20 protein-coding genes are annotated in these 23,901 nt (G+C 56.0%); 8 read left to right on the top strand and 12 right to left on the bottom strand.

Features of this window, described 5'->3' with window-relative positions; all coding sequences use genetic code 11:
• Nucleotides 1–93: 93 nt before the first annotated feature.
• Complete coding sequence (locus tag JTM80_RS02930; RefSeq protein ID WP_172354088.1) at nt 94–756, bottom strand: ATP-dependent Clp protease proteolytic subunit; 663 nt, start codon at nt 754–756, stop codon at nt 94–96.
• Between the two features lie 133 nt (nt 757–889).
• Nucleotides 890–1,582, bottom strand: coding sequence for an ATP-dependent Clp protease proteolytic subunit (locus tag JTM80_RS02935; RefSeq protein ID WP_172354089.1), 693 nt, complete (start codon nt 1,580–1,582; stop codon nt 890–892).
• Between the two features lie 387 nt (nt 1,583–1,969).
• Between JTM80_RS02935 and JTM80_RS02940 the strand changes: the two genes are divergently transcribed.
• Together JTM80_RS02940 and JTM80_RS02945 are read left to right on the top strand one after the other, a co-directional pair.
• Nucleotides 1,970–3,208: a VWA domain-containing protein gene (locus tag JTM80_RS02940; RefSeq protein ID WP_172354090.1), complete on the top strand. Its 1,239-nt coding sequence runs from the start codon at nt 1,970–1,972 to the stop codon at nt 3,206–3,208.
• A gap of 44 nt (nt 3,209–3,252) precedes the next feature.
• Nucleotides 3,253–4,095 (top strand): DevA family ABC transporter ATP-binding protein, encoded by an 843-nt coding sequence (locus JTM80_RS02945; protein WP_225906744.1) that lies wholly within the window; start codon nt 3,253–3,255, stop codon nt 4,093–4,095.
• A 243-nt stretch (nt 4,096–4,338) separates the two neighbouring features.
• On the opposite strand, the gene JTM80_RS02950 is transcribed toward JTM80_RS02945, so the two are convergent.
• The gene (locus JTM80_RS02950) at nt 4,339–4,545 is read right to left on the bottom strand and encodes a photosystem II protein, Psb35-related (protein WP_172354091.1); all 207 of its coding nucleotides are present in this window, start codon (nt 4,543–4,545) and stop codon (nt 4,339–4,341) included.
• Between the two features lie 667 nt (nt 4,546–5,212).
• Between JTM80_RS02950 and serA the strand changes: the two genes are divergently transcribed.
• From serA to JTM80_RS02970, 4 genes are all read left to right on the top strand, one after another.
• The gene (gene serA, locus JTM80_RS02955; RefSeq protein ID WP_172354092.1) at nt 5,213–6,802 is read left to right on the top strand and encodes a phosphoglycerate dehydrogenase; all 1,590 of its coding nucleotides are present in this window, start codon (nt 5,213–5,215) and stop codon (nt 6,800–6,802) included.
• A gap of 493 nt (nt 6,803–7,295) precedes the next feature.
• On the top strand, nt 7,296–8,180 hold the full coding sequence (prmA, locus tag JTM80_RS02960; protein WP_172354093.1) for a 50S ribosomal protein L11 methyltransferase: 885 nt from the start codon (nt 7,296–7,298) through the stop codon (nt 8,178–8,180).
• Between the two features lie 180 nt (nt 8,181–8,360).
• Nucleotides 8,361–9,119, top strand: coding sequence for a pseudouridine synthase (locus tag JTM80_RS02965; RefSeq protein WP_172354094.1), 759 nt, complete (start codon nt 8,361–8,363; stop codon nt 9,117–9,119).
• 175 nt (nt 9,120–9,294) lie between these two features.
• On the top strand, nt 9,295–10,143 hold the full coding sequence (locus JTM80_RS02970) for a RodZ domain-containing protein (protein ID WP_172354095.1): 849 nt from the start codon (nt 9,295–9,297) through the stop codon (nt 10,141–10,143).
• A gap of 272 nt (nt 10,144–10,415) precedes the next feature.
• On the opposite strand, the gene malQ is transcribed toward JTM80_RS02970, so the two are convergent.
• A complete protein-coding gene (gene malQ, locus JTM80_RS02975; protein WP_172358792.1) occupies nt 10,416–11,981 on the bottom strand; it encodes a 4-alpha-glucanotransferase in 1,566 nt (521 codons plus the stop codon).
• Nucleotides 11,982–12,376: 395 nt separating this feature from the next.
• Between malQ and JTM80_RS02980 the strand changes: the two genes are divergently transcribed.
• Nucleotides 12,377–12,721: a hypothetical protein gene (locus JTM80_RS02980; protein ID WP_172354096.1), complete on the top strand. Its 345-nt coding sequence runs from the start codon at nt 12,377–12,379 to the stop codon at nt 12,719–12,721.
• A gap of 113 nt (nt 12,722–12,834) precedes the next feature.
• On the opposite strand, the gene JTM80_RS02985 is transcribed toward JTM80_RS02980, so the two are convergent.
• The 6 genes from JTM80_RS02985 to JTM80_RS03010 form a co-directional block, all read right to left on the bottom strand.
• Nucleotides 12,835–13,410 (bottom strand): hypothetical protein, encoded by a 576-nt coding sequence (locus tag JTM80_RS02985; protein ID WP_068512842.1) that lies wholly within the window; start codon nt 13,408–13,410, stop codon nt 12,835–12,837.
• 392 nt (nt 13,411–13,802) lie between these two features.
• Complete coding sequence (locus JTM80_RS02990) at nt 13,803–14,618, bottom strand: sulfite exporter TauE/SafE family protein (protein WP_172354097.1); 816 nt, start codon at nt 14,616–14,618, stop codon at nt 13,803–13,805.
• A 404-nt stretch (nt 14,619–15,022) separates the two neighbouring features.
• Nucleotides 15,023–16,312 (bottom strand): aminotransferase class I/II-fold pyridoxal phosphate-dependent enzyme, encoded by a 1,290-nt coding sequence (locus JTM80_RS02995; RefSeq protein WP_172354098.1) that lies wholly within the window; start codon nt 16,310–16,312, stop codon nt 15,023–15,025.
• A gap of 269 nt (nt 16,313–16,581) precedes the next feature.
• Complete coding sequence (locus JTM80_RS03000) at nt 16,582–17,772, bottom strand: aromatic ring-hydroxylating dioxygenase subunit alpha (RefSeq protein ID WP_172354099.1); 1,191 nt, start codon at nt 17,770–17,772, stop codon at nt 16,582–16,584.
• 235 nt (nt 17,773–18,007) lie between these two features.
• Nucleotides 18,008–18,160: a hypothetical protein gene (locus tag JTM80_RS03005; protein WP_172354100.1), complete on the bottom strand. Its 153-nt coding sequence runs from the start codon at nt 18,158–18,160 to the stop codon at nt 18,008–18,010.
• A gap of 187 nt (nt 18,161–18,347) precedes the next feature.
• A complete protein-coding gene (locus JTM80_RS03010) occupies nt 18,348–19,532 on the bottom strand; it encodes an NAD(P)H-quinone oxidoreductase subunit H (protein WP_172354101.1) in 1,185 nt (394 codons plus the stop codon).
• Nucleotides 19,533–20,381: 849 nt separating this feature from the next.
• On the opposite strand from JTM80_RS03010, the gene JTM80_RS03015 reads away from it, so the two are divergent.
• Complete coding sequence (locus tag JTM80_RS03015) at nt 20,382–22,655, top strand: glycosyltransferase (protein ID WP_172354102.1); 2,274 nt, start codon at nt 20,382–20,384, stop codon at nt 22,653–22,655.
• Nucleotides 22,656–22,659: 4 nt separating this feature from the next.
• On the opposite strand, the gene menA is transcribed toward JTM80_RS03015, so the two are convergent.
• Both menA and JTM80_RS03025 read right to left on the bottom strand, forming a co-directional pair.
• Nucleotides 22,660–23,529: a 2-carboxy-1,4-naphthoquinone phytyltransferase gene (menA, locus tag JTM80_RS03020; protein ID WP_225906922.1), complete on the bottom strand. Its 870-nt coding sequence runs from the start codon at nt 23,527–23,529 to the stop codon at nt 22,660–22,662.
• A gap of 162 nt (nt 23,530–23,691) precedes the next feature.
• A complete protein-coding gene (locus JTM80_RS03025) occupies nt 23,692–23,829 on the bottom strand; it encodes a hypothetical protein (RefSeq protein ID WP_172354104.1) in 138 nt (45 codons plus the stop codon).
• Between the last annotated feature and the right edge of the window lie 72 nt (nt 23,830–23,901).

The raw sequence follows: 23,901 nt of genomic DNA on the forward strand, positions 1-23,901 counted from the left end.
GTCTTTGAAGGGGTGAAAGGGTATGTAATGGGGATTTGGAGGAGGGGGGTGTTGGAACTGGGGAAGGATTCGGTAGAGAGCCTTATGAAACCCCTAGCGCCCAACTCCTGCTCCTGCCAGCTTCGGGCTTTCTAGTACCAAGTCAATCAGCCCATACTCTTTTGCCTGAGTCGGCGTGAGATAAAACATCCGATCCATATCTTGATGGATGCGCTCAGCGGGCTGTCCGGTGGTTTCCGAGAGTAGCTCTATAATCGTGCGCTGCTTGCTCAACACTTCTTTTGCATTAATCTCGATGTCAGTTGCCTGACCGCGAGAGCCGCTCTGGGGATGGGCCAGAGCAATCATGGTATGCGGCAGGCTGGCTCGTTTGCCCTTCGTGCCCGCCGACAGCAGCACCGTCGCCATTCCAAAACACTGGCCCATACAAATCGTCAGAATCGGCGACTTGATGTGCTGCATCGTGTCGTAGATGGCCAGGCCAGCATTGATCGACATCATGCCAATCGCCATCGACCCCATGCCCGCCATCAGCGGATCGCCCAGCGAGTTGATGTAAAAGTAAATCGGTTTGCTCTGATCCTGCGAGTCCAGATACAGCAGTGCTGAGATGATGGAATTGGCAAACCCGTCGGTAATGGGCTGGTTGAGAAAAATAATCCGCTCCTGGCTCATGCGGGTGTAGATGTTGATCCACTGCCAGTAAGGACTACCGGGAATGTTGTAGGGAACGCGGAGGACGGGATCTACAGACATGGGCAAGACTGTGAGTGGGAGGGGTGCGAGAATGGCAGACGGAGCGATGGGAGTAGGGAAGTCCTGGAATATCAGCAATTCCCATCCTCACCGCATCGCCTGATCATCTTGTTAATGCAGCTAGCGAATGCAGCTAGGTCAGTGCCGGAACTTGCTTTGGCAATTCCTTGGCGCTTTCGAGGACGCGATCGATTAGCCCGTATTCCTTGGCTTCGTAGGGATTCATATAGAAGATGCGATCGGTGTCCTTGGCGATTTTCTCGATGGGCTGACCTGTGTTGCGAGAAAGAATTTCCAGAGTGGACTGCTTGTTGATTAGCACTTCGCGGGCGCGAATCTGGATGTCGGTTGCCTGGGCCTGGCCCATGCCCGTGCGGGGCTGGTTTAGCACGATGGTGGCGTGGGGCAGGCTGGCGCGGAAGCCCTTCGTGCCTGCTGAGAGAATCATGGCAGCCGTGCCCATTGCCTGGCCAATGCAGATGGTGTGGACAGGGGGTTTAACGTAGGCAATGGTGTCGCAGATGGCGAAGGCTTCGGTTTCGTAGCCGATCGCATCGTTGGTATACCAGGAGGTGCCTGTGGAGTTGATGTAAAAGTAAATGGGCTTTTCGGGATCGTCGAACTGGAGGTAGAGGAGTTGCGCGATGATTAGCTTGGTCACATCGACCCCTAACTGGCGCTTGAGGTCGTCTGACGAAACCAGCGGCAGCCCCAGGTAAATGATGCGCTCTTTGAGCAGCAGCGAGGGCAGATCGGGCGGGGGTGTGCGATAGGCAGCATCCCCGTAGTAATAATTGGACTGAACGGCCTTAATCGATGAACTCATAGGATCAAACTCGCCTGGACGCTTGCCGAAACAGTTGGCGTGTGAACTTGCGGGAGGACTTACGCCTGAATTAGCGTATGAACTGCGCTGTTTCTACGAACGCCGCTTTTAACATAGTAGCGTGCGGGGCATCGCAGCGGTCGAGAAGACTGGCCCATCAGGGATTTGGGAAAAGCGTGAGAAGATTGGAGCAGTTTGCGGAATTGGGAACTGGGGCCTTGGAGTATTGAAGAGGCAGAAAATCGAAATATAGCGTTTTTGAAGTGAGTGAGGTTTGCGGGAGATTCCGATCCCTTCGTCTGGTTCGGGCAGTGTGGACTTCACTCCGTCAGGAAATGCCGCCTGTTTTCAACATATTACATTCTCTTTAGACTGGAGCCTGGGGCTATGAAAGTGGGTCTGCAAGCGTCGCTGAGTGATGCCAATTTGGATGTAGCGCAGGTGAGCAGTCAGCGGCAGTTGGCAATTTCGATGTCGGCGATCGCCGCTTCAGCAGGTCGCACGGCACCCCTCAACCTGTGCCTGATTTTGGATCACAGCGGCTCGATGAACGGTCGCCCAATGGAAACCGTCAAACAGGCGGCGCTGAAAATCGTGGATAGCCTGTCGCCGGGCGATCGCCTCTCGGTGGTGGTGTTTGACCACAAGGCCAAAGTGCTGGTGCCCAACCAGGTGATTGACAATCCCGCCGGACTCAAGAACGAGATCAGTCGCCTCAAAACCAGCGGCGGCACCTGCATCGACGAAGGGATGCGGTTGGGCATTGAAGAACTGGCCAAGGCAAAAAAAGACACGATTTCCCAGGCGTTTTTGCTGACGGATGGCGAAAACGAGCATGGCGACAACGATCGCTGCCTGAAGCTGGCCCATCTGGCGGCGGAATATAACCTGACGCTGAATACGCTGGGCTTTGGCGACCACTGGAACCAGGACATTTTGGAACAGATTGCCGATGCAGGCGGCGGTGCATTGACCTATATCCAAACGCCGGAAGATGCGCTGCTGGAGTTTACGCGCTTGTTTAGCCGGGTGCAGTCTGTCGGACTGACGAATGCCTATCTGCTGCTGAGAATGATGCCCGGTGTACGGCTGGCGGAACTCAAGCCCGTGGCGCAAGTCGTGCCCGAAACGGTGGAATTGCAGCCGATTCAGGAGGCGGGGCAGGTGTCGGTGCGCCTGGGCGACTTGATGGTGGACTCGCCACGGGTGGTGTTGGCAAACCTCTATGCCTCTCAGCTTCCGGTGGGGCGGCATCCGCTGGTGCAGGTGCAGGTGCGCTATGACGACCCGGCGCAGAATTTGGAGAGCGTGCTGAGTGACCCGGTGATTGTTGAAGCGAACGTTGTGACCACGTTCCAGCCAGCGCCCGACCCGCAGGTGCAGCAGCATGTGCTGGCGCTGGGCAAATATCGCCAAACCCAAATTGCCGAGCAAAAGCTGCAACAGGGCGATCGCGCTGGGGCGGCTACCATGCTGCAATCTGCTGCCAAGACTGCGCTGCAAATGGGCGACCAGACGGCTGCCACCGTGCTGCAAGAAAACGCCACCCGCCTGCAAGAGGGTGAGGAACTGTCGGAGAGCGATCGCAAAAAGACCCGCATCGTCTCCAAAACGACGTTGCAGTAGCGATAATGGGAGGCAACCTGGGGATACCCAGTGGGCTGCTTCTAGTGAATTACGAACTTTGCTGCATGATGGAAAATCTGGCGGGCGATCGCCCTACGGCTGAACCCAACCCCGCCGCTGGCGCAACAGCAGTCGTGGCACCCTCGCCAAGCGCCACGGTTCAGATTCGCAACCTCAATTATTTCTTTGGTCAGGGCGAACTCCAGAAGCAGGTGCTTTACAACATCAACCTCGACCTGCTGCCGGGGCAAATTGTCATCATGACCGGCCCATCCGGCTCCGGCAAAACCACGCTGCTGACGCTGATTGGCGCACTGCGAACTGTGCAAGACGGCAGCCTCAGGGTGCTGGGGCGCGAGCTGGTGGGCATGGGCCGGGGGCAGCTTGTGGAGGTGCGGCGCAACATCGGCTTTATCTTTCAGGCCCACAACCTGTTTGACTCGCTCACTGCGTCCCAAAACGTGGAAATGGCCGTGGAGCTAATGCCCAACTGGCGCACCAAGCGAGAGCAATCCGTTGCCATGCTAACCCAACTGGGATTGGGGGAACGGGTCGATTACAAGCCCCGCGCCCTCTCTGGCGGGCAAAAACAGCGCGTGGCGATCGCCCGTGCCCTAGTCAACCAGCCAACCCTGATCCTGGCGGACGAACCCACCGCCGCCCTCGACAAAAAAAGCGGACGAGAAGTTGTAGAACTGATGCAGCGGTTGGCCAAGGAACAGAACTGCACAATATTGATGGTGACCCACGACAACCGCATCCTCGACATTGCCGATCGCATTGTCAGCCTGGTCGATGGGCGGCTCGAAAGCGACGAAGACCTGACGCACTTCATGGAAAGTCATGATCCCCGGACGCTCGATCGACGGATGTTCATGACGCTTTAGCGACTGGGGTTCAGGAGTTTGGGATAGAAATCGTCCAACTGCGTCAGTCCTAACGCAAGATTGGGCACAAAAAAGCCCCCCAGCAGGAGGGCGCAGGTGATCTGGCTCAAATCGTGCGTTGCAACGAAACTCAGAGGCGTGGGTAGGCGTGTCAGAGAGCGATCGCTCCATTCGACCTTGGCGGCACAGTGAGGAGAGACACTGCAACCAGCGGCAAGCCCGATCAGCCTCCCAAACCCTTATCTAACCTCTGATCCCCAGGTAACCGGGAACTCGCGTGCTGTAGTCCACTTCCGTCGCAGTAATGGAGGCGGCAAGCTGCTCGAAGGACTCAGAATTCCAGTTGCGCTCGTGAATTGGCTTGGACTGTTCGCCCCGGAAGTAGGCCTGAGTTCCAATGACTGAAGCGGCGACCCAGGCGATTACAAACAGTGCAATGAGAAGCGTCATAACAGCCTCCTGTCTTGGTTTGTTTCAATATGTAAATAAATATAACAAAATGTTTCAAAACATTGCAATTTCTCCGCGAGTGCGGATAGCCGTACTCTAAGAGCTAATTTATGAAGCAAATCTTAAGAAGCCTGAAACTCTTGGCATGTGTGGCTTTGAGGTCATGTTTGCCCAGGAAAAGCGGTTTCTCGGAAATCCTTGATTAACAAGGCTTTCAGGCTCCTTTACAAATTAGCTCTAAGGGCCGTCATTGAAATCCGTCATTGGAACCCGGCCCCAGCGGGTAAACCCAAAAACTTTCGGGTGTAAACCCGATTGGTATACCGCTTTGCAGTAAAATGACCTTCGGTCTGTGGAAAACTTTGTTCTGCTCCGGCGCACTGCGAACCGGCCCGGCTTTTTCCCGTCCAAAGATTCTGGGGTTCTTGGGGCGATCGCCCATGACGGGTTCAATACCAGAGCAACTTGCCTGTTGAGGAGCGTGAACCTGCGTCTAAACTGCGCCTGGGCTTCGTCTGAACGCCTCATTCGGTTGCCTTCACACCTCAGCGCTTCATACCCTTAGTGCGGGTTTCGGTTTCGCGTTTGCTTTTGACTCGTCTTTCAAACTGTCCAACTGTCTAAGCTGTCTGTCTAAACTGTTCTCTCAACCTGTCAGCCCATCATCATGTCTAAGGTTCTTGTTTCCGACCCAATTGACCAAATCGGAATTGACATCCTCTCGCAGGTTGCTCAGGTCGATGTGAAAACCGGGCTGTCTCCTGACCAACTGGTACAGATTATTCCCGACTACGACGCGCTGATGATTCGTTCCGGTACGCGCGTTACTCAGGAAATCATCGAAGCAGGCACTCAGCTCAAAATCATTGGCCGTGCGGGCGTGGGTGTGGATAATGTCGATGTGCCTGCGGCGACCCGTCGCGGCATCCTCGTGGTCAACTCGCCCGAAGGCAACACCATCGCCGCAGCAGAACACGCCCTGGCGATGATGCTGGCCCTGTCGCGTCATATCCCCGCTGCCAATCAATCGGTGAAGGCGGGCGAGTGGGATCGCAAGAGCTTCACAGGGGTCGAGGTCTACAAGAAGACGCTGGGGATCGTTGGGCTGGGCAAGATCGGCTCCCATGTGGCGAAAGTGGCGCGGGCAATGGAGATGCGCCTGCTTGCCTACGACCCATTCCTTTCCAGCGAACGCGCCGAGCAGATGGGCTGCCACTTGGTGGATCTGGATCTGCTGCTGCGCGAGTCGGACTATATTACGCTGCACCTGCCCAAAACGCCAGAAACGCAGCACATGATCAATGCTGAGTCGCTAGCCAAGATGAAGCCCACGGCTCGTATTATCAACTGTGCGCGGGGTGGAATCATTGACGAAGAAGCCTTGGCGATCGCCCTCAAGGAAGGTAAAATCGCCGGAGCCGCCCTAGATGTATACGAATCAGAGCCGTTGGGTGAGTCACCCCTGCGGGCCCTAGGCAAAGAAGCCATCCTCACGCCCCACCTCGGCGCATCCACCGAAGAAGCCCAGGTCAACGTGGCGATCGATGTAGCCGAGCAGATCCGCGATGTGCTGCTGGGGCTGCCTGCCCGCTCGGCGGTCAATATTCCTGGTCTGCGGCCCGACCTGCTGGAAAAACTGCGCCCCTACCTGCAACTGGCAGAAATTTTGGGCAACCTGATTAGCCAGCTCACGGGTGGCCGCGTCGAGTCGCTGAATGTGCGGCTCCAGGGCGAACTTGCTAGCAACGAGAGCCAGCCCGTCGTGGTGGCGGCGCTGAAGGGTCTGCTGTCTACTGCCTTGCAAGAGCGGGTTAACTACGTCAACGCCAGCATCGAAGCCAAGGAGCGAGGCATTCGCGTGGTGGAAACCCGCGACGCGGCGGTGATTGACTACACGGGTTCTCTGCGCCTGTCGGCCAGCGGCCCCAACGGCGAACACACCGTCACAGGTGCGCTCTTGGGCGACAACGAAATCCGCATCACCAATATCGACGACTTCCCCATTAACGTGCCGCCCAGTCGCCACATGCTGTTCACCCTGCACCGCGACATGCCGGGGATCATTGGTAAACTGGGTTCCCTGCTAGGCAGCTTGAATGTCAACATTGCCAGTATGCAGGTCGGCCGCAAGATTGTGCGGGGCGACGCGGTAATGGTGCTAAGCCTGGACGATCCCCTGCCAGACGGCATTCTCAACGAAATCACCCAGGTTCCCGGCATCCGCGATGCCTATACGGTGACGCTGCCCACCTCTTAGTGCTGGTTTGCAGGGTTGATTGGTTTGTGCGCGTCGCGTAAAAGGTGACCGTTCAGCTATTGGCGATGCTTTGATCCCCTCTAACCCCCCTTAGACAAGGGGGGAACTGAACCCGGAGTGACCCGAAGCAGGGGAAACTGGATCGAAAGTCTGCTTATTGGCGATGCTTTGATCCCCCCTTAACCCCCCTTAGACAAGGGGGGAACTGAACCCGGAGTGGCCCGAAGCAGGGAAAACTGGATCGAAAGTCTGCTTATTGGCGATGCTTTGATCCCCCCTAACCCCCCTTAGACAAGGGGGGAACTGAACCCGGAGTGACCCGAAGCAGGGAAAACTGGATCGAAAATCCCCCTTATTAAGGGGGATTTTAGGGGGATCTTTCAGAGCCTGACGCAAAAAACCGAGATGTGTGCACTGGACTGGAGTCCTTCAAGTTCTTAAGTGCGTAACGTGCGTCATTCCTGCCAGCTTTAACAACACACCCCAACCTCTTATGTCCACCTGGTGGGAAATACAGGCGTTGTGCGATCCGGCGGCAGAAGACTTGGTGTCTTGGCGGCTGGAGGAGTTTGGCTGTAAAGGCACGGCGAGCGAACGCAAGGAGTTTGGCGTGCTGGTGCGCGGTTACTTGCCACAGACTCAAGCTGAGCTGCTGGATCTGTCGGCGCTGGCGCTGCGGCTCAAGCAGGATGCCCTGTGCGCGGGGGTGGCGGTGCCCGGGGTGCAGTGGCAGATGATTGACGAAGAAGACTGGTCGAGTAGCTGGAAGCAGTATTGGCATCCGCAGGAAGTAGGCGATCGCCTCTTGATTAACCCTGCTTGGCTGCCTGTCCCCGCACAGGGCGATCGCATTGTGCTGCAACTCGACCCTGGGGTTGCTTTTGGCACAGGGGCCCACGCCACAACGCAGCTTTGTCTGGAGGCGCTGGAAATGCGGATTGAGGGGCCGTCGGATATCACCATTGCCGATATTGGCTGTGGTTCTGGCATTCTCTCTATCGCGGCGCTGCTGCTGGGGGCAAAGCAAGCCTACGCGGTGGATACGGACCCGTTGACGATTGACTCCACCAATGCCAGCCGAGAGCTAAACGGCCTTGCGCCAGAGCGCCTGATCGTCAAACTGGGCAGCCTGGATCATCTAACCCAAATATTGCCTGCGCCCGTCGATGGGTTTGTGTGCAATATCCTGGCAGAGGTGATTCTTGACTTGATCCCTGGCTTTGGGGCGATCGCCAAGCCCAGCACCTGGGGCGTTCTCAGCGGCATCTTGCTGGATCAGGTGAAGCCCATTGCCGACTCGCTCGAAGCCAATGGCTGGGTTGTTGCTACGCTCTGGCGCAGGCAGGACTGGTGCTGCTTGAATATTCGGCGATCGTGAGGGCTGCGGGCGTTGGGCAATGGGGGATGGGGGGATCACAGGGTGCGAACCAGATAGGCACGGCGGGTATCAGGCTTCCTGTAGGGCGCTACGAATGGGATGGCTGGAAGCCTCGCGGATGCTCGACCGGCCAAAATCGCAAATCCAAAATCGAGAATCAATCTGAGTCGATATGTCGATATGGCTGAGCGAATTCAGAAAATTTTGTCTCAATATGGCATTGCTTCGCGCCGTCAGGCAGAGCAGATGATTCGAGCGGGGCGGGTGCGGCTGAATGGGCAGGTGGCGACGCTGGGGCAGGTGGCGGATTTGGCGGGCGATCGCCTCGAAGTAGACGGCAACCTGCTAAATGCCCAGGCGCGTCCAGACTTGCTCTACCTGCTGCTGCACAAGCCGACCGGCGTGGTTTCCACCTGCCACGATCCGCAGCAACGGCGCACCGTGCTAGACCTGTTGCCAGCGCATCTGCGCCAGAGCAGTGGGCTACATCCGGTTGGCCGCCTAGATACCAACTCCACCGGGGCGCTGCTGCTGACCAACGACGGTTCCCTGACCTTTCCCCTCACCCATCCGTCTCACCACATTCCCAAGGTGTACGAAGTGTGGGTTGCTGGCTGCCCCAGCGCAGAGACCCTACGGCAGTGGCAAGGCGGCGTGCTGTTAGACGATCGCCCAACCCTGCCTGCCGAAGTCACGCTCCTCGATGATCGAGCGAACAAAACCCTGCTGAAAATTGTCTTGTATGAAGGGCGAAATCGACAGATCCGCCGCGTCGCTGAGCAGTTGGGGCATCCCGTAATGTCGCTCCATCGAGTAGCGATCGGGCCGATTTTGCTGGGAGATTTGTCTCCCGGACGCTATCGAAACCTGACCTCCAAGGAGCTGGATTTTCTCCGAGCGCAGGCTGGTAACTTCGCCAAAACCCCTTCAGACCCGTAGGATTTTGAAGTAATATGCTCTTATCCGTGTCGCCCTCTTTTGGGGGTTTAGAGTCTGGCTTTTTGAGGATGATGCCGAGCTTGTGCGGCCGACCGAATCATCAGAATCATGTCTCACCAAGTCATGTCGTCTCAACAGGTCACGTCACAGTGAGGAGCATAAGGTGCTGGATGCTATGAGTAAGGGTCTTTCTCCACTAGAGCAAGAGCAAATCCTGAAGCTAGAAGAGTTGGGCTATGAACTGCACCAGCTTCGGGAGCAGCAGATGCTCTCGATTGACCAGGTTTCTGCCCGGACGATGATTCAGCCGCGAGTGATTCGGGCGATCGAGTCTGGAAATTTCAAAGAGCTTCCCGAAGGAGTCTATATTCGGGGCTTTTTGCGCCGCTATGCGGATGCGCTTGGGCTAGACGGACACGCCCTGGCAAATGAGTTTCCACTGGAGCCGCAAAACGCGGAAATTCAACCCTCCTGGCAAGAAACCCCGGAGGCGCAACTGCGCCCGCTGCATTTGTACTTTGCCTATTTGGGGCTGATTGCAGCGGCGATCGCCGGGCTGTCTTACGTCTGGAGCCGTTCTACCACGCCGATTACGGCGAACCAGCCCTCTCCTGTCCCCTCGCTCATCGCCTCGCCCTCGCCGACTGCCGCCAGCCCCGCCGCCCAGCCTGGACAATCGCCCACCACACAGGCGATCGCCGCCAGTCCCTCTCCCAGCCCGTCGCCTGCTGTACCTGCCAAGCCCGTGCGTGTAGAAATCACGCTGCGGGAACAATCCTGGCTGCGGGTGACGGTGGACGGACGTACCGATTTTGAAGGCATGATGCAGGCAGGTACGCAGCGCAGTTGGGCAGCCGACCGCGAAGTTCGTATTCGCGCTGGCAACGCGGGTGGCGTGCTGGTGTCCTACAACGAGCAGGAAGCAAAGCCCATCGGTCAACCTGGAGCCGTGCAGTCTGTCGTGTTTCCGCCGCCGCCAGAGCAGGACAGTACTCAAGCCTCTGCGAATGCTCAGACCAACTGAGAGTTCTGCGTTCCAAATCGCCCTTATCCCCCAGCCGCTTCTCCCGACCTGAGAGAAGGGGCGCCAGAGAGGCTTGAAGTTCCTCTCCCGCGCTGGAAGAGGGCTCAAATAAAGCCTTCGGCACACTAGAAAAGGTTGATGGGGATCGGCAAAGTTGCATATCCCGTTTTAACTAGCTCAGGACTTACGCACTTGCGATAAGCTTTTTGGATTTTGTCCAATTTCTCGCGGCGCAGCCCGCGAGAAATTGGACAGATGCGTAAGTCCTACAGCTAGTGATGGTCGTGATGGCCAGGCTCGATGTCGGGCAGGGGTTCTCGTTCCTGCTTGGAGGGAGGCTTGGGAGCGCGGCCGTAGAGTTCCACGAGTGCTAGGAGGCGATCGCCCAGTTCCTCCGTTAAAACTTCGGCCCCATAGCGCCAGCCCCAGTTGCCATCGGGCTTGCCGGGATAGTTCATGCGGGACTCGGTGCCCAGTCCTAGCAGGTCTTGCAGCGGGAAAATGGCCTGGTTAGCCACCGAGGCCATGCCCAGCCGAATTAGATCCCAGTGGATACCCGCTTCGGACGTGCAGCCCAAGTAGCGAATCAGGCGATCGCGCTCGTATTCGGGCAGTTCGCTAAACCAGCCCTGGGTAGTGTCGTTGTCATGAGTGCCTGTGTAAACGACGCAGTTACGCTCAAAATTGAACGGCAGAAACGGATTATCCGCGCCGCCGCCAAAGGCAAATTGCAGGATTTTCATGCCGGGAAACTCGAAGCGATCGCGCAGGTCTTCTACATCCGGCGTAATCACGCCCAGGTCTTCTGCCAAAATCGGCAAATGCCCCAGTTCCGTTTCCAGGGTTTCAAAGAATGCAGTGCCCGGTGCATCAATCCATTCCCCATTCATTGCAGTTTCTTCGCCCTGGGGCACGGCCCAGTAGGCGCAAAAGCCCCGAAAATGGTCGATGCGGACGATATCTACATAGTCCAGCGTGGCGCGAAACCGCTGGAGCCACCAGCCAAAGCCTGCTTTTTCTAGCGCTTCCCAGTGATAAATCGGGTTGCCCCAGAGTTGCCCTGTTTCACTGAAGTAATCGGGCGGCACGCCGGCCATCAGCGAGGGTTCACCCGTTTCTGGGTCGAGATGGAAGAATTCGGGAAATGCCCACACGTCCACGCTATCGTGTGCCACGTAGATGGGGATGTCGCCAATGATGCGGATGCCCAGATCATTGGCGTAGTTGCGCAGCGTAGACCACTGGCGGAAAAACTCGAACTGCAAATACTTGTGCTGAAAGATTTCTTCGCTGAGCTTGAGCCGCCACTCGGCCAGGGCTTCTGAGTCTCGACTGGCGATCGCCTCATCCCACTGGTGCCAGCTCATACCGCCCTGGGCTTGCTTCAGCGCAATGAACAGCGCATAGTCATTCAGCCAGAAGGCGCGGCTGGCGCAAAACGCATCGAACTCCATGCGCTGCTCCACCGTGGCGTGTTCCTTGAAGCGCTGGGCTGCCTTCAGCAACAGCGGCATCTTGGTTTCAATCACCCGGTCATACTCGACTCGCTCGGCGGGAAAATCGGGCAAACTTGCCAGGTCTTCATCCGTCAGCCAGCCCTCGTGATAGAGGCGATCGGGGCTGATCAGCAGCGGATTGCCCGCCATCGACGAAAAGCACATATAGGGCGAGTTGCCATGCCCCGTCGGCCCCAGCGGCAACACCTGCCAAAACTGCTGCCCGCTGCGCTGCAAAAATTCGACAAACCGATAGGCGCTGTCTCCCAAATCCCCAATTCCATAGCGGCTGGGAAACGACGTGGGGTGCAGCAAAATACCACTAGAACGGGGAAACGGCATGGTTGACCAAAAGCTCCCAAACCCAAGGGCTTCAAACCGCGCATTGTCAGCGCTTGTGATGCTTAGACTGTAGCACGGGCGATCGCCCAGAACTGTTCTCAATGCTCTGTCTCAGGGCTAAATTTTGGCGCTTTGCAAGACGGATTGAGGCCAGAGACTATATCAATTCTCGATTTTGGATTGCCCGTCAATCAAGTCGTTCAATCAAGTCCAGGACTTAGGCACTTGCGATAAGCTCTTTGGGTTTTGGACAATTTCTCGCAGGCGCAGCCCGCGAGAAATTGTCCAACTGATAAGTCCTACAAGTCGTTAAATCAAGCTAAAAATCCGTCACCAGGGCTAGTGTTTTACTCCAATCCGGTTTAGTATATTTGTACTAAATTTTGTGAGGCGACATGGCACGACGACCCCAATACCCGCCCGATTTTGCTCAGATGGACTTGCTGTGGAATTTGACAGCTGATTCGGAACGGGCTGACTCGAACCAATGGATCGAAACAGAAATCGACATGCCCGAAGACCCGGTACTGCTACAAAACCTGGAGCTAGAAGCGATGAAACTGGAAGAGATGGAGCTAGACCTGATGGAAGAATGGACGACCGAAACGGCCGATGCTTGGGTCGAAGAAACGCGCCAGTTGTTTGAGCATGAAGGGTCTGATGAGGCACTGTACGAGCGCGTGGTGCAGGCGATTTACGTGCTGTGCGATCGCATTCGGAGAGAAGATGCTGATCTTTAGTAGACCTCTTGCACAAATGCTTTTCTAAGAGCGTGAATCGCTGGGCAGCACCGCCGCCCAACGATTCACACAAAGGAATCGGCAAAGCTGCACATTGTGTTAATCAGGAAGTGTTAATCAGGAAACGCAAAGCCCTGCCTGGGGTCGCGGATAAACAACCCCAGCGTCAGTGTATTCATGACCACGTCCCAAACGGGCGTGAGCCGCTCGGCATCGTCTACCCAATAGTCGAAGGTGATTAGGCACTGCACCCCTGACCCCAGCCCAATGCAGGTACGCGAGTAGGCTTCGCGATTTTCCTGCGAATCGAGAAACTTGAACTCTGTCCAGACGATCCGGGCGGTTTGTCGTTTGAGGCTGACAATCTCGCCCTTTTCTAAAATGTTGCGTTCGTCTTTTTCGACTAGTTCCTTCATCACGCTGACCAGCGGAAACAGCGTCCAGTCGCCCTCTGGCAGCAGGTTATAGGACACCTCCAGGCGGCAGTTGTCGTTGGGCGGCTTGCCGTCAAAAAACTTGAAGGATTTTTCATCTGGCTCGAAGATCCAATCTTCGGGAACGTCGAATCGAACCGCACCGCGTCCAGCTACGAAAATGTTGTAGCCATCTTGCGATTTCCAGTTGTGGTTTTCGGGCAGGCTGAGGGTTTCTTTCACCCATTTCAGATCATGCTTTGGTTTCTTTGCCATGAAGACCTTTGGGAGCGTTTTTCTGAAGAGCGATATTTTCTAGGCATTTTCTAGGCACTGTCTAGGCTACTTCTTGGGCTGCGTTTGCAAGACGCGCCAGCAAACCAGCAGCGCCAGGGAGATATAGCCAAGGACGGCGAACCAATCTAGCCAGGTCGAGTCAAGCAAGGTCGAGGGGGGTAGGGGATGGAAAATGTGAGAATTTGGGAATGTGAGAATTTGGGGCGATCGCAGGATAGCGCAAAAAGCTCGAAAATATCACTAAAAAATATCACTAAGTTTTGCGATAGGTTTTGCTATTTAGGGCGATTGGGTTGAGAATGGAGGTTTAAGGATGGAGGGCGATCGTCCGATTCCAGGCTTCCTCTATGCCCATCTCAACCCTTTGCAGCCTAGCCCCCAACCCCTTTTACGCCCCGCATGGTCATATAGACTGCCAGGGCAATCAAGAAGGATTTGAACAGCCGATTCACGGTTTGATCGGACAGCTTGGGCAGAAGGCGCGTGCCGACCTGAGCGCCGACAATGCCGCCCAGCCCCAGACAAACCCCCGCAATCCACAGCACGTTGCTGTTATAGGCGTGCTGCGCTAGTCCTGAAATGGCAATTGGTACGATCGCCCCCAGGCTGGTTCGCACCGCAGACTTGATTGTTTCGCCCAGAAACAGCGTTTGCAGCGGCACCATGACTACGCCACCCCCCACCCCAAAGAGGCCAGAGAGAATTCCGGCGAGGAGGCCGATTCCAGCGATGGGCGGGAGCGCATTGGCAGGGGGCGAAACGGGTGCTGAAACTGTTTCGGGGGCTGGAATTTGCAGTTGGCGCTCTTTTTGGGCGAGCTTGCGGCGGAGATCCATGAGGTAGATCGTGACCAGCAGCAGCACGGCGAAGGCAAGCGATAGGGAGGCATCGGGAAGGCGATCGCCCAGCCACGCCCCAACCTGCGCCGTCGCCATGCCAAACACCGCCAGCAGCAGAGAAACGTGCCAGTTCAGCGCACCCGTCCGCAGGTTTTGGTAGCTCCCTGACAAAGCACTCAGCAGCACACCAACCAGACTCGTCGCTGTTGCTTGCACCAGCGGCAGCCCAAAAAACGTGAGAATCGGCACCATAATCAGCCCGCCGCCAATGCCCAGTAGCCCCGACAGGGTGCCCGTCATTGTGCCCACTAAAAACAAAACCAACCAGCCGACGGGAGTATCTAACATAGCGCTCGATGGATTGCAGCGGCGAATCAGCTCCAAGTAGCCGCAAATTGACAACTGATTCTGCGCCATTCTCCTATTTCGCGCTGCTAGACGCAAACGTTTTGGTTCAATGTTCAATCTTGGTTCTATCGCCCCCTTGGTTCCCCAAAACAAAAACGGCGACACTTTCTGCCGCCGTCTTTCTTGAGCGATGCAAGGTAGGTTCGATTTAGCGTTCAGAGAAGGGCGATCGCCAGTTCCCCGCTTTTCTCAAAATGCCTTAGGACTTATGCAGTCGGATAACTTCTCACTGGCGCAGCCCGCGAGAAATTATCCAAAATCCAGAAAGCCTATCGCAAGTACGTAAGTCCTGTGCCTACAGCCTCAAAATGCCTGAACGATGTGCTGAACTAGGCGCTGCTGAACTAGGCGCTGATGGTTGCCGCAGGCTTATAGGACATTTCCTCGCGCACCGCCACCATTGCAGCCACCAGGCGATCCATTTCCTCGCGGGTGTGCAGCGCGTTGGCCGTGATCCGCAGTCGGGGCTTGGCAATGTACCAGATGGGCGAAACCCAGATGCCGTGATTGGCCACGAGCAATCGCGCAAAGTCCTTCGGATTCAGATCCGGCGGCAGCAGGACGGGCAGCACGTTGGTTTCACCAATTGCCAGGAAATCATTCTCTGCCAGACGATTCCGCAGATAGCGCGTATTGTCGTGCAGACGTTGCACCAGTTCGGGATGCTGGCGCACCTGGCGCACGGCTTCCAGCGCGGCTGCCGTCAGCGGGGGAGCCAAAGAGCAGGTGCCAATCGAAGAGGGCGACACGTTGAGAAGCGGCTTCAGTTCTGCCACGGGGCTACTGATGGCGGCACCCACCGACGCGCCAAACTTCGAGAAGGTGGTCATGATCAGCGGCGTTACGCCCTTATCCAGCGCATCTTGCGGCAAAATTCCAAAGTGTTCGTAGATGCCGCGACCCGTCGCGCCGATCGACCCGCTAGCGTGGGCTTCGTCCATGACCAGGGTGGTGTCTTCATACTTCGACATAATATCGATCATGTCGGGCAGGGGCGCGATGTCGCCATCCATCGAGAACACCGCGTCGGAGACGACCAAAATGCGATCGCCCGGCTTGGCATAGCGCTTCAGCTTGCGGGCAAAGTCTTCCATGTCGCAGTGGCGATAGGCTCGCACGCGCACCGCAGGGCTGTGGCCAAACAGCTTGCCTGACCGAGTGCCCGCATTGGCGATCGCCGACACGATGCAGCCGTGATTCAGCACATCGGTCATGATCAGCGTCTCGCGGGTGTTCTGGAACCCTGGCACCGGAATTGCCTGATGGCAAAACGCATCCATCAGCGCTTGCATGGCCATCCACGCATTTAAAAACAGTTGCGTATGACCCAGATGCTTAAAGGCAGAGATTTCATCTTCAAGCTGGCGGTGCAGGTCGATTCGTCCGCTCAGCACCGAGGTCGAACTGTTCGACGTGCCAAATTGCAGAATCGCGTCGATGGCTGCCTGCTTGACTGCGGGGCTTTGCACCAGACCCAGCACATCGTTTGTGCAGAAGGTCAGCACCATGCGGCGGCGGCCCGTATCGGCCTCTTCAATTTCTACCAGGTTGCCCTGCTTGCGATGGCAGATATATTCATCCGGGTCTAGCCCGCTCTCATACCAGCGCTGAACGTATTCCTTGATAACTTGCACAGTAAACTCCCCTCACCTAACTTAATTGAGTAGCGTATCTCCTCTAGCCCCTCGGATGATTAGACTTGGCTTAACTCATTGCTGCTGAATACATGCTGCTAAGTTCATGCTGCTAAGTCCATTGGCGCTATATCGACACTCGTGAAACCTGGTTGAGCTTTTGGGTGAATTCTCGACCTCTGGCGCTGCTCCGGCGGCGCTTTTTGATAATTACAATAAGAGTTTTCCTTTACTCTGCCAGAAGGAGATTAATCTATGTCTTGAGATTGTTACAGTTCACCCCTCCCATTGGAAGTGTCCACCGAACGCCTTGCCGAGTCTGCCAAAACAGGCTCAGGCTGCGGTATTTCTCCTTCACTACTGGTTGCTACATCTGCTTGGGCGATCGCTCCAGAAAACGACTCAGAGAATCCCTGAGACTGTTGCAGAAACTGCTCATACTGCCGCAAAAAGACGCGCTGGAGCGCAATGATCGCTGGATTGATTTCCACGTAGCGTCGCTTGGGATCTGACGTGAAAACCCGCTGCTCGCTCTCCATCATCTCCACATCTTGCAGGAGAAATTTCATAAACACAAACCGCCGCACGAACAGCATCAGCGGCTTGCGGATGGGACGCACCAACCACTGCGGCAGGGGCAGCTTGAGGAACAGGATCGAGAAGGAGCGAGTTTCCTTAGGCCCCACGGGCAACCGATTGAGGTAGAGCGAGGACACGCCCTCCAGCGAACTGGTGTAGTGCGGATATTGGTAATGAACCGAGACGATGCGAGTGGTTTTGCCGCCGTCTTCGCTCAGCCCCAGTGCTTTGGTCATCCAGCCGTCATAGTTCACCTCATACTCTGCCAGAACGGAATTGGGCGACTCCTTTAGCTTGAGCAATTTCGGGTCGTACCAGCCCTGGAGGTTTTCGTGCAGATAGCCGTGAAACACATCCATCGTGTTCTCGTTGCAAATCGAGAAATGGGCGTGGAAATGTCCCGGAATGGGGATTTGAAAATAGGCAGGGTCGTCGTATTCCGGCATATGGGGCATGGCGACCTGTTCCGCTAGGGACGGAGCACCCGGAAACACCCAGAGAATGCCATAGCGCTCTCGCGTTGGGTAGCTGCGGGCTTGGGCGCAGGGCAGTTTTTGATTGGGCGGCAGATAGGGAATATGGGCACATTGCCCGTCTGAGTTGAATTCCCAGCCGTGATAGGGGCACACCAGGCGATCGCCCTTGACCTTGCCCTTGTGTAGCTCTACCCCTTTGTGAGGGCAGGCATCCTCCATCGCGTAGACCTGTCCATCGGGGGTGCGGTAGAGGGCGATCGCCTGCTGCCAGACCACCACTTGCGCCACCTGACCCGGCTGCAAATCTTCAGCCCAGTAAACGGGATACCAGTAGTTGGGGTTGATGCCGACCTCACGCACCGCGTTGTGGACGGTATGCCCCCTCAGTGTTGTTGCTAATTCCATCGAGCTTTCTGATACGTGAATCGAACTCGAACGCGCTTCCAAAGAGGTCGTTGTTTCTAGTGATCCAGCCATTGCTGCTGGAATTTCGGAAAGCCTCAGAACCCTGCGCCAGACTCTACGCACCGGAACTGTGAAACCCGCCACGCCGCCCAAAAAGATCTGAGCAGATCGTGGAATGTAAACATACTTACCTAAATGTAAACATACTTATTTATCCTTGGTTGGAATGTGTAAGTCAATCCATTTGTACAAGATTGACCCAAACGGGTGAACCGCCGACCAAGAAATCGACTAAGAAATCGACCAAGAAAACGCTGAGCGACGCTGAACCGGGATGCATCAGGTGAAGATAGCCCTTATGACGCGATCGCCCTAGATCAGGTTCCATCCAGCCTCCACAATAAGTCCCTTGCTGCTCTGCAAAGAAACGAATCGCGAGAGCATATTAAAGTGGCTCGAAACCCTTGTCTCGAGCCGCAGAGATGAATAAAACGAGCGGAAACCAAGTGAAAACTGTACTAGCCATGTAGCGTGTGGTGCTATGGCAGGTTGTGCAATGTGTCCCGCTCGGACCACTATCGGTCAACCGAACCCATAATCACGTCGATGCTGCCCAAAATGGCCACCACGTCTGCCACCTTCACGCCCTTCAGCAGGTGAGGCAGGATTTGCAGATTGTTGAAGTCGGCGGCGCGAATCTTGAACCGCCAGGGAAACACATTGTCATCGCCGATCACGTAGATGCCGATTTCGCCTTTGCCGCTTTCAATGCGGACGTAGTTTTCACCCCTGGGAATCTTGAACGTTGGCGCAACTTTTTTGCCGATGAACTGATAGTCAAAGCTGTTCCACTCCGACTTTGGGCCAGCATTCATCCGCTGGGCTTCCAGGTTTTCGTAGGGGCCACCCGGCAAGCCTGCCAGGGCCTGGCGAATGATCTTGACCGACTCGCGCATTTCGCGAATCCGCACCAGGTAACGCGCCAGACAGTCTCCCGCGGTTTCCCAATGAATTTCCCAGTCAAAGTCGTCGTAGGACTCGTAGTGATCGACCTTGCGGAGATCCCACTTGACCCCCGAAGCTCGCAGCATTGGGCCAGACAACCCCCAGTTAATCGCATCTTCGCGGGTGATGGTGCCAATACCCTCGACGCGGCGGCGGAAGATCGGGTTATTGGTAATCAGCTTCTCGTATTCATCGACCTTTGGCAGGAAGTAGTCGCAAAAGTCGGCGCACTTGTCCACCCAGCCGTAGGGCAGGTCAGCCGCAATGCCGCCAATTCGCCAGTAGTTGTTGTTCACCATGCGGTAGCCGGTCGCAGCTTCCCACAGGTCATAGATCATTTCCCGTTCGCGGAAAATATAGAAGAAGGGCGTTTGGGCCCCCACGTCTGCCAGGAAGGGGCCAAGCCACAGCAGGTGGTTGGCGATGCGGTTTAGCTCCAGCATGATGACGCGGATGTAGCTGGCTCGCTTGGGCACGGGCACGTCAGCCAGCTTTTCGATGGCATTGACGACAACCGCTTCGTTGAACATGCCCGCTGCGTAGTCCCATCGGCTGACGTAGGGCACGTACATCACAGGCGTGCGGCTTTCGGCAATTTTTTCCATGCCGCGATGCAGATAGCCAATCACAGGTTCACAGTCCACCACGTCTTCCCCGTCCAGAGTGACGATGAGCCGCAACACCCCGTGCATCGAGGGGTGATGGGGACCCATGTTGAGCACCATGGGTTCGGTTTTGGTTTCGATCATGGCCATAGGCGAACCGTCTCCTGAACTCGGTTAGGGGCTAATCGCGGCGATCGCCGCACTTGTACAAACACCAGACTGTTGCGTTCTCTTAAGATTATGCGGGATTTTCTAGATTTCTGCGATACGGGTTTTTGATGGAAGGTTAAGCCAGAGGTAATCGAACCAGATCTCGGGCCAGATCAGCTAGAAATTCCGCCGTTAGAGCTTAATTGTCGCACCTTGAAGCGTGTGGCATGGTTTGAGAGGAGCTTTGCCAGATCAGTTCGGATGGGTTTCAGCCTCATACTTCAGGATGTCTTTGTCACACTTAGCACTTCAGGATGTTCTCAGCACACTCAGATTGTTCTCAGCTATTTGTGGGAATGTACGGTTTGAGTAGTTCGCCTGAGCAATTCGCTTGAGCAATTCGCTTGAGTAATTTGCTTGAGCGATCGGTTTGGGTTCTCGGTTTCAGTAGATTATGGGCAATCATAAGGGGTGCTTCGTCAAGAACGCTGCGGGAACTCGGCGTTATCTGTACGGCGTTACCCATGCAACAGTTAGCGAGACAACAGTTAGCGAAAGGGCTGGCTGATATACCTATGGCTTACCTATAGGGTTTACCGATATCGCTTACCTGGGCGATCGCGCTGGATTAGGCATTGGGATAGACCGAGAACGTGGGAGAAGACTGACGGCCTGGAGATTTCTGAGCCATTCTCAAATCCTTTTTGGTCTTGGATTCGTATCTAATGGGGACAGTGTACTGCTTTACACTTGGCTGAGCAAAGCTTGTAACGCTTGGCACGTTAGGACATTGGGTTTGGAATAGCGGTTTTGCTTAATCGCCGATGTCAGATTGAGGACTCATCTTCTATGACTACTTCTGAAATTCGTCGTCAGCAGGTGTCCCGATCCAGACCTGCGCCGATGCGTCCGCAGTTGACGACGCTGATTTTGCTGAGCGTGGTGGCGATCGCCTTTGTGATTGTGGCGCTCTGGTTTGCGGGCCAGGGCACGATTAGCAAAATCTTCGCCCAGATCAACGCGATTCAGCAGAATCCCCCGCTGTGGCTAGAAGTGCCGATGGTGACGGGGCAATACCTGCTAGTGCCCACCGTGGCGCTGTTTCTGCTGGTGATGGGGGTGATGGCGCTGTCCCCCCGTCCGCGTCCCTGGTCGCGAACCGTGGTGGTGACGATTTTGCTGGTGCTGACGGTGCGCTATGTGCTGTGGCGAGTGGCCAGCACGCTAAACCTGAATACGCCGCTAAATGGGGTGTTTAGCCTGGGGCTGCTGTTTTTGGAACTATTGATGCTGAGCAGCGCGATTATCCAACTGACGCTGATGCTGAAGGTGCGCGATCGCCGTTCCGAAGCCGATGCCCTTTCCCAAGCCGTGCAAACCGGCCAGTACACGCCAACCGTCGATATTTTCATCCCCACCTACAACGAACCCGCCTTTATCCTCAAGCGCACGGTCATCGGCTGTCAGGCGATCGACTATCCGGCTAAAACGGTTTATTTGCTAGACGACACGCGCCGTCCCGAAATCCAGGCGCTAGCGGCGGATCTGGGCTGCGAATATATCACCCGCCCCGACAATCGCCACGCCAAAGCAGGCAACCTAAACAACGCCCTGCCCCGCACCACTGGGGAACTGATTGTGGTCTTCGATGCGGACTTTGTGCCCACGCGCAATTTCCTGATCCGCACGGTCGGTTTTTTCCAAGATCCGCAGGTGGCACTAGTGCAAACACCGCAGACCTTTTACAACACCGACCCGATTGCCTACAACCTGGGGCTGGAAGACGTACTCACGCCTGAAGAAGAGGTGTTTTATCGCCAGATTCAGCCAATTCGCGACGGGGCGGGTAGCGTTATCTGTTCGGGTACATCCTTCGTGGTGCGGCGCAGCGTGCTGGATGAAATCGGCGGCTTTGTCACCGATTCCCTCAGTGAAGATTATTTCACGGGCATTCGCATTTCGGCTCAGGGCTATCGTCTGGTGTATCTGGACGAAAAGCTGAGTGCTGGTCTGGCAGCAGAAAATATAGCCTCCCACGCGCTCCAACGGCTGCGCTGGGCCCAGGGCACGCTGCAAGCCTTTTTCATTCAGGCGAATCCGCTGACGATTCGGGGGCTGCGGCCGTTGCAGCGGCTGGCGCACTTGGAGGGGCTGCTGCACTGGTTTACCAGCATTTCCCGCGTTGGCTATTTGCTGATGCCGCTGGCCTATTCGTTTTTGGGCGTGATTCCGCTACGGGCGACGGCGGCGGAGCTGATGTATTTCTTTTTGCCCTACTATCTGGTGCAGCTTGCGGTGTTTTCCTGGCTGAACTATCGATCGCGCTCGGCAGTGCTGTCGGACATTTACTCGCTGGCGCTGGCTGTGCCCCTGGCAGCGACGGTTGTAAAGGTGATGCTGAATCCGTTTTCCAAGGGGTTCAAGGTCACGCCAAAGGGCACTGCGAGCGATCGCTTTACGTTTAACTGGAACCTGGCCGCGCCGATTCTGATTTTCTTTGTGCTGACGGCCATTAGCCTATGGGTGAATCTGGGCATGTGCATGATCAAGGGCGCATGGCAACAGACTGTTACGCCAGAAGAGGCGATGGTGGTGAAAGGCATCGGGCTGGGCTGGCTGTGGAGCCTGTATAACCTGATGATGCTGGGGATTGCGCTGCTGATTTTGCTGGATGCGCCGCGCCCCAGTCCCTATGAATGGTTTGACCTGCGCCGGACGGTGCGCCTGCAAGTGGGCGATCGCTCGTTTTACGGCATTACCACCATGATTTCTGAAGTGGGCGCAGAGGTCGCCCTTACACAAGCAGGCTTTCCGCCCCCGTCGCCGGATTTGCCGCCCGTGCAGATCGAGCTATTGGAAGAAAGCCTGACGCTCTGGGGATTGGTGGAACGGACGGGCACAAGCGACGAATTTCCCACCGTGCGGATTCTGTTTGAAGAAATGAGCCTGGAACAGCAGCGCCGCTTGGTGGAAGTCTTGTTCTGCCGTCCGGGGCAGTGGAAAACGCGGCAGTCGCCTGGCGAGTTTCAGTCGCTCTGGCTGCTGCTGCGTGCGTTGCTGAAGCCGAGGGTGTTGTTTGGGCGAAATGCAGACGTGAGTCCGGTGCCTGTGGCAAAAGTCTGAGGGATTAACGACCCAAGGCGGATAGCGCAAACCCTGCACACAGCAGCAGGCTACTCCAAAAATGCAGCGAGACGGCGATGAACTTGCAGTTGCTGACGCGGGCGGGTTTGTCGTGGTTGGCGAGGACGTGACGGCAGAGATGGAGCGCGGGCGGCAGGCTGGCAAAGATGAGCAGCGTCCAGATGGGAAATAGCCCTGTGATGACAAATAGCACCGTTAGCCCGTAGAGGCTGCCGCAGAGCCACGGGAGCAACTGCGCCGAACGACGAGTGCCCAGGCGCACGATGGGCGATCGCTTTCCGGCGGCGGCATCGTCTGCGACCTGGTGAAAGTGGGAGCAGAACAAAATCAGGCTGGTGCTGATGCCCAAAATGATGGATGCGGCCAGGCTTGTCCATGACCCCGACTGGCTCTGGCTATAGTAGGCGGCGGACACGCCCAGCGGCCCAAAGGCGAAGAAGCAGAGGATTTCGCCCAGCCCTTGATAGCCCAGGCGGAAGGGTGGACCCTGATAGACATAACCCAGTCCGCAGCAGAGCAAGACGAGACCCAGAACCGTAGGATCTTGCTGAATCCAGGAAATAGAAATGATGCCTGAAATTCCCAGGATTAAACAAACATTGGCGATCGCAAAAATCAGAGACTTATTTTTCGTTAGATTCACCAAAGAATGATGCTTGTTCTGATCGATTCCGGTTTCCGAATCAAACACATCGTTGCTTAGATTTTCCCAGATCAAAATTAAAATTGCGGCCGCTAAAAATGTGATCAAAATATCCCATTGAAGCGATCGCTTTTCAAAATAGGCGATCGCCGTTCCCAGCGCAATCGGCATAATCGCAACGCTATACATGGGTGGCTTCAGGGCTGCCATCCAGAGCTTTTTGGCAGGCGGCTTGGCGAGCTGCTCTGGGTGGGGGCCGACCGCAGACCCAGCGCTGAGTGTCGGTTCTAGGGAGTGAAGGTTTGTGGAGGGAGTGTGTCGGGTCGGTTTGGTCGTCATTGCCGGCGGGTAACTGCTGGAAGCCTCATTATTCTACGATTTTCCGCCTCTCCGATTGGTCGTGGCGACCTGTTGGAACTGTAAAGAGTTGTGACTGATGTTGCGGGCGATCGCCCCTTGCCCAAACGCTTGATGGGCCTTGGCTTTGTCGGAGACAATCGTCGGCTTCATTAGATCTTATGGGCCGGTGGCTAGACTTTGCCCAAGTATGTTACCTGTAGTAGACAGGCTGCGCCCGCCATT

The sequence above is a fragment of the Thermoleptolyngbya sp. PKUAC-SCTB121 genome, assembly GCF_016919485.1.
GTDB classification, from domain to species: Bacteria; Cyanobacteriota; Cyanobacteriia; order Elainellales; family Elainellaceae; genus Thermoleptolyngbya; species Thermoleptolyngbya sichuanensis.